This window comes from Paenibacillus sp. 01T442, assembly GCF_056398345.1.
Map to the genome: position 1 here is coordinate 1 of NZ_JBFTPF010000149.1, position 5,962 is coordinate 5,962.

The 5,962-nt window shown below is 40.7% G+C and carries 6 protein-coding genes and 1 pseudogene; 5 read left to right on the top strand and 2 right to left on the bottom strand.

Annotated elements, in window-relative coordinates; translation table 11 throughout:
* Together AC1DLM_RS34530 and AC1DLM_RS34535 are read left to right on the top strand one after the other, a co-directional pair.
* Positions 1 to 187, top strand: a pseudogene (locus tag AC1DLM_RS34530) (hypothetical protein); the annotation flags it as partial.
* Positions 184 to 573, top strand: coding sequence for a hypothetical protein (locus AC1DLM_RS34535; RefSeq protein ID WP_441989535.1), 390 nt, complete (start codon positions 184 to 186; stop codon positions 571 to 573). The pseudogene AC1DLM_RS34530 and the gene AC1DLM_RS34535, both read left to right, overlap by 4 nt.
* 197 nt (positions 574 to 770) lie before the next feature.
* Here AC1DLM_RS34535 and AC1DLM_RS34540 read toward each other — a convergent pair whose 3' ends face one another.
* Complete coding sequence (locus AC1DLM_RS34540) at positions 771 to 1,274, bottom strand: TetR/AcrR family transcriptional regulator (protein ID WP_477572511.1); 504 nt, start codon at positions 1,272 to 1,274, stop codon at positions 771 to 773.
* 172 nt (positions 1,275 to 1,446) lie between these two features.
* Between AC1DLM_RS34540 and AC1DLM_RS34545 the strand changes: the two genes are divergently transcribed.
* From AC1DLM_RS34545 to AC1DLM_RS34555, 3 genes are all read left to right on the top strand, one after another.
* Complete coding sequence (locus tag AC1DLM_RS34545; protein WP_477572512.1) at positions 1,447 to 1,941, top strand: COX15/CtaA family protein; 495 nt, start codon at positions 1,447 to 1,449, stop codon at positions 1,939 to 1,941.
* A 128-nt stretch (positions 1,942 to 2,069) separates the two neighbouring features.
* Positions 2,070 to 2,366 (top strand): hypothetical protein, encoded by a 297-nt coding sequence (locus AC1DLM_RS34550; RefSeq protein WP_477572513.1) that lies wholly within the window; start codon positions 2,070 to 2,072, stop codon positions 2,364 to 2,366.
* Between the two features lie 28 nt (positions 2,367 to 2,394).
* Positions 2,395 to 3,162: an alpha/beta fold hydrolase gene (locus AC1DLM_RS34555; RefSeq protein WP_477572514.1), complete on the top strand. Its 768-nt coding sequence runs from the start codon at positions 2,395 to 2,397 to the stop codon at positions 3,160 to 3,162.
* A 789-nt stretch (positions 3,163 to 3,951) separates the two neighbouring features.
* On the opposite strand, the gene pdxR is transcribed toward AC1DLM_RS34555, so the two are convergent.
* Positions 3,952 to 5,388 (bottom strand): MocR-like pyridoxine biosynthesis transcription factor PdxR, encoded by a 1,437-nt coding sequence (gene pdxR / locus AC1DLM_RS34560; protein WP_477572515.1) that lies wholly within the window; start codon positions 5,386 to 5,388, stop codon positions 3,952 to 3,954.
* Between the last annotated feature and the right edge of the window lie 574 nt (positions 5,389 to 5,962).

Consider the following 5,962-nt stretch of genomic DNA (forward strand, 5'->3'; position numbering starts at 1 on the left):
ATCTGATAATTATAATAATACACAGATGTTTACATCAGGTTCAGTTGTTGTCGATCAATATTCTGATCCCTTATTTAATACTGGTGTTATTGATTCCGAGAGTGCGAGTGGTGAGGTAAAATATCACCGTTGGAATAAGCGGAGTGAGTATTGGTTTCAAGACAATAGTATTGGAAGAAAAGTTTGAATGAAGCATTTGTTCCAAAAGATATTACAGAAAAGTTTGTCAATATGATTTGCTCACCAACGGTTGAACGCCAGTTTGACAAATGTTCGGTTCATTTTCCAATAATAAATAGAATTCTAAGTACTACATCTTTTTTTGGTTTTGATAAACGATTTATTATCCCTGATGTCATAATATCTGAATATCTAAATGTGCTTTACAGTTATGAAAATGGTGATTTGATACTTTATCATATGACTAATAATCTTTATAACAAGTACAAAGGGAAGGTCGATTATTCAGAACAAAGATTAAAGTCATATATACGTGTTTTAATTTTTTGGAGTATATATGAATGCGATATTTACAATGAAGATAAAAGGCCAAAGGATGTTATAAACAAATGAATTTTTTTCTCTTATCTAAACATCAAACGATTGAAGAAAATGTATTAGTCTCTTCTAAAATCTTATATGAGTTGCTTAATAAAAAGAAACACGTTGAGCAGTTGTTTCTTGAATTTGCAAAAAAACAAAACGTGGCCTTAAATTTAAACATTGAAAGAGTCCTTTACCTGTCTTTGACTTTTTTATTCTCTCTCGATTTAATATCCTGCCAGAAGCATGGGATCGTTGACTCTAAGCACATGTTTGTCCATTGCCGCTTGAAAATGATCCGCTAATAACTGGTAGATACTATGCTCGGATTGTCTTATTTCCTGTAGTTGTTCCTCATTTAAAAAGGGCTCAGCCTCTCTCAGCATCGTTTCGATTTCGGCATGGGGATTGGTTAACCGTGCTTCGGCTACTGTAACCAATCCCTCTTCGAGGTGTTCGGCCTCCTGTAGAATACGAGATATATGCCTATGTACTTGATTTAAGACGGTCGTAACTGCCACATTAAATAATTCCGGTTTGCTAATGAAATGATAATAAATAGCAGGCTTGGACACTTGGCATTCTTCGGCGATTTGAAGCAGCGACACAGACTCGTATCCGTACTCCATAAAGCGTTTGGATGCAGTCTTAATAATCATTTCTTGTATGGAAGGATCATTTTTTGCATGCTTGGGTCTACCTGGCGCGCTTTGCGAGTGTTTTTTTATCATAACTACCTCCATGAATATTTTATGACAATTCATCATTTTAATCAAAAGCGTCTTGATAATTAACCTACCGGTATATATAATTTAATGAGATCAAAGTATCTCCTCCATGAAAATTATTGTCATGGTTGCATCAAGAACAGGCAGGTGAAAAATACTGGCAACGATTACTCGGTTGAAATGGCTTAGTTACGCAACAACGCTGTTTATGTTTTTCGCGACATTTGGAGGTGGCATCGTCACCAGAACAGAGTCCGGTCTGGGATGCGGCACGGAATGGCCACTGTGTCACGGGAAATTTGTTCCGGCTCATACGCTTGCTTCTGTCATCGAATACACGCATAGGCTGGTGAGTACGACTGCAGGCATTTTGGCCGTGGCTACACTGCTAACTTTTTTAGTGTATTTGAAGCAGCGAAAAGATTTGCAATTTTTTGCAGCGTTAACACTGGTTTTTGTCATCATTCAAGGCACAATGGGTGCATTAGCAGTCGTATTTTCACAATCTCCCCCCGTGATGGCGCTCCATTTGGGCTTCGCTTTTATCGCTTTAGCGAGTTCTTTAATGACGAGTCTTGGCTCGAGGCAAGAACAGAAGGCGCGGGGACTTGCGAAATTCGAGCAGATGCCGAGGACAAGCAAGGCATTTCGCAATTTGTATGGTGCTTGACCGTATATTCTTATTTGGTGGTCTATACCGGCGCATTTGTAAGTCATACCGATTCGGCAGGTTCCTGTACCGGATTGTTTTGCACAGGCAGTCGACTGYCGGAAGTGGCAGGAGGGATAACAATCGAATTGACTCACCGGATCGCCGGAATGCTGCTGGTTTTGCTGGTTGTCATGTTGTGGTTTTGGATTTACAAAAATTACAAGAGCAATCGTGAATTGACGATGCAAGCCCAGTTTGCTGTTGGTCTCATTTTGTTCCAAGTTCTTACTGGCGTAGGCATGCTGTATACGCTTAGCCGCCCGGAAGTGTACATGTTCGTTGTACTAGCCCATATGACCACTATTGCTGTACTATTTGGCATGCTTGCCTACATGAGCTATCTGACATGGAGGCTTTCCAAGCCCGCAACAATTGAAAAATAATGAAAGTTATTCAAAGGAGAGTTGCTCAGTGACAAAGACAAAACGAAAACGCATATGGCTGCGCATCCTGTTGGCGGGCTTCGTCCTCATCGCGCTTGTTGCCGCCGGATCATTCCTGTATCTAAAATCTCAAACATACGCACCAAGCAATAAAGCGGAGTCGGCATTGCAAAGCAACAGCGAGGTAAATGTAACAGAGGGGAAAGACGGGTATACATTCGAGCCTGCGGATGGAAGCATCATGCAGCCCAACATTATTTTTTATCCTGGCGGATTAGTTGAGCCGGGCAGCTATTCGCCGTTTGCAAGCGAGCTTGCTAAGCTAGGTCATCGTGTATACATTGCAAAAATGCCGCTTAATCTGGCTATTTTTGGGCAAAACAAAGCCGATTCCTTCGTGAAGGAGCATCCGGGCGAATCCTTTGTCATCGGAGGACACTCGCTAGGGGGCGCGTTTGCGGCCAGATATGCTTCAGAGCACAGCGATCAACTGGCAGGCATCTACTTCTTAGCTTCGTATGCTGATGAGAGCGGAAGCCTTTCCGAAACCGACCTTGCCGCGCTGCAAATTACAGGTACGTCTGACGGGGTTCTTAAACTTGAGGAATGGGAAAGCTCAAAAGCCAATCTTCCCGAGTTAACGGAATATGTTTCGATCAATGGCGGGAATCACGGACAATTCGGATCCTATGGCCCGCAAAAGGGAGATAGTGATCCTCAAATCGGAGAAGATGACCAGTTGGAGAAGGTTGTTGATGCCATGCAGAATTGGATGGAGCAATTTAAAAATAATTAGCACAATCTAAAGGATATGTGCAATAACGGCATGAGGGCAGCCATCAGCGATCGGCTGCCTTCATATCATTTAGTTGTTCAATCTATTGTCTCCTTCCTTCCAATACACCATAATGATCAAATTAATAAGGTTGAAAGTGATTTTTTAATTAATATTAATGCTTTTTGGCGGAGACTTTATGGAAGTGAAAAAACTGGATAAGAATTGGTATTAGGTATCGTGTTTTTTTTGCGTTCTTAAATAATTTTACGACGTATCATCTTACAATTTTCATATGAAATGACAAATAATAATACAAAAAGTGTCAAAACTTAAATGCGATAACGTCAGAATTAGCACTTGAAAAACGACAAAACAAGTTACAATTCACACGGCGATTGGAAGATGAAATGTCGCTGAGTTTGAACTTAAATGGCTGTAGCTCGTACCTTTATGGTACGGGCATTTTTTCGGTTTCAAAGTTATCTGGTGTGATTGTTGAGGGGCATCTTTATTCTAGATTATGAGAACTATTGCTCCATATAAATCTGGAATATAATATGTCGGTTTTAATGGTCACTTACKGGGATGGAGGAAGCTAGTGATGACCAAAAGTCTGGGGAATCGCGCTTGGCTGCTGCATCTGGTCATTATCTCACTTTGGGTTCTTATGCTGTATCCGATAGCTTGGTTAATCGCGAGCTCATTTAAAACATGAAACAGATGTTATAGATCATATTTACTTTCAAAATGCTTGAAATAAAAAATAACCCTTTCTCATTGGAGGATAGGGTTATTCATATTAAGTCTTCATTTAATCAACTCACGTAGTGCTTCAGCAAATCTGGATATCCCCAATGCAATCTCGTCAGACTTCGCCCTAGCGAATGTAAACCGCACGTATCCCGAATCGGAACCATAAACACTCCCGGGTACCATGACGATACCTTTCTTAATGGATTCTTCCAACAATATACCGTCTGGAATACTCGGAATCAATTTGCACCAAAAATGAATGCCTCCTACGGGCACCACGTACTCAATCAGACCTGAAAGTTCTTTTTCTAAAGATTCGATGAGTAAATCACGTTTAAATTGAAGCTGAATTCGCAAGCGCTCCAAATGAGGAGCAAAATAAGCTGACTGTAAAAATTGCCCCGCAACTTGCTGGGGAATGATGCTTAATCCAAAATCCATCTGTTGCCTAGCATCGGCTAGCCTTTCCACTATAGAACGAGGAGCTACCATCCATCCTATCCGTAAGCCAGAAGCTGCGATTTTGGAGAATGAACCAATATATAGAACCGAACCCGTCGTATCCATGGATTTGAGTGACAAAGGAGGGACACCGTCATACGAGGTTAAGCTATATGGATCATCTTCTACTACAGGAAGTCCTAATTCACTAATGATATCAAGAAGACGTCTGCGTCTTTCTTCACTTAGTAACGCTCCAGTTGGGTTCTGGTAATTCGGATTCAAAAACACCATTTTAATACGGTGTTTTTTATATAAAGTGCGAATATCCTCTGGCTGTACGCCATGATTATCGACTGGGAGGCGGAACAAGCGAAGGCCAGCAGATTGAAACATGGGCAGCGAATAGCAGTAGGAAGGATCTTCTATGGCGACTGCGTCACCTGGAGACAGAAGACACTGCGTAATTAAAAACAACGATTGTTGAGAGCCCGATGTGATAAGAATGGAGGATTCTGTTGTCCGTATTCCTCGATAATTAGTTAGATAATCAACCAAAGCCTCTCTTAATGGAGTTGAACCTTGAGGGTTATCGTAACCCAAATAGGACGTGTATGCGTTATTACTCATGAGTGCAGCGATTTCATCTGTTGGAGCTAGATCAGCCGAGAGCTCACCGCTCGCAAAATCGATTAATGATGGATTATGAGCTAGCGCTTCGCGGATCCTCCGTAAAAAAGGCAGGTTAGGAAGAAAGCTTCCTCCTTCAGCAAACCGACTCCAGTTTGGCGTATGTTTCGGAGTGGCCCCCCATTTGGATGTACTTACCCGAGTTCCGCTACCAATGCGGCTCTCGATAATCCCCATAGATCGCAGTTCCGCGAATGCTGAAATGACAGTGCTGCGGTTCACATCAAATTGTTCAGCAAGTTTTCGTTCGGGGGGCAGCAAACTGCCCGGAGGAAATTCCCCATATGAAATTCTTTGCTCGAGATAGTCGGCAATTTGCTCATATAGAGCTTTTTTACTATTGCGATCAGGTTTCCACATCTTAAAAATCCCCTTGAATATTAGATCAAACCAGACCAATTTTACATTTATAATACCACTTTTTATGAAAAATAACCGATGTTTTCTTCTTTAGCATTCTGTGAACATGGATTAGATCAATATTGGTTGGCATAAAAACTGAGTAATTGGTTGGTTACATTCGTCCTCTTCAAATTTATGATAGTTATTAATTAGTCTTGGTGTTATTAACTGAGGGAAGGAGATGGACCAGTGACAGCTTTGCTATCTTTCATTATGCTTTGCATTGCGCTCGTATCAAGTCCTTTGCTTATCGCTATAGGTGGGGCTCGTCTCATCCGTGAAGATGATCGTGAAATTGAATGTAAAAAGTCCAGAATCAATACAGTAATAACGTGAAAAAAGGAGAGAATAAGAATGAATAATTCACATAGAAACAATTATGAACAGAAATTGGATGGACTTCTCCTATTAACAATTATATTTTTTATTTCCATTTTTTCAGGGTTCTTTTTCTTTCTAATAAACCATTTTTTATAGAAGTAATGCTTTATTTCAGCTATAAAAAGAAACGAAAGAACCTTAGTACAGTGAG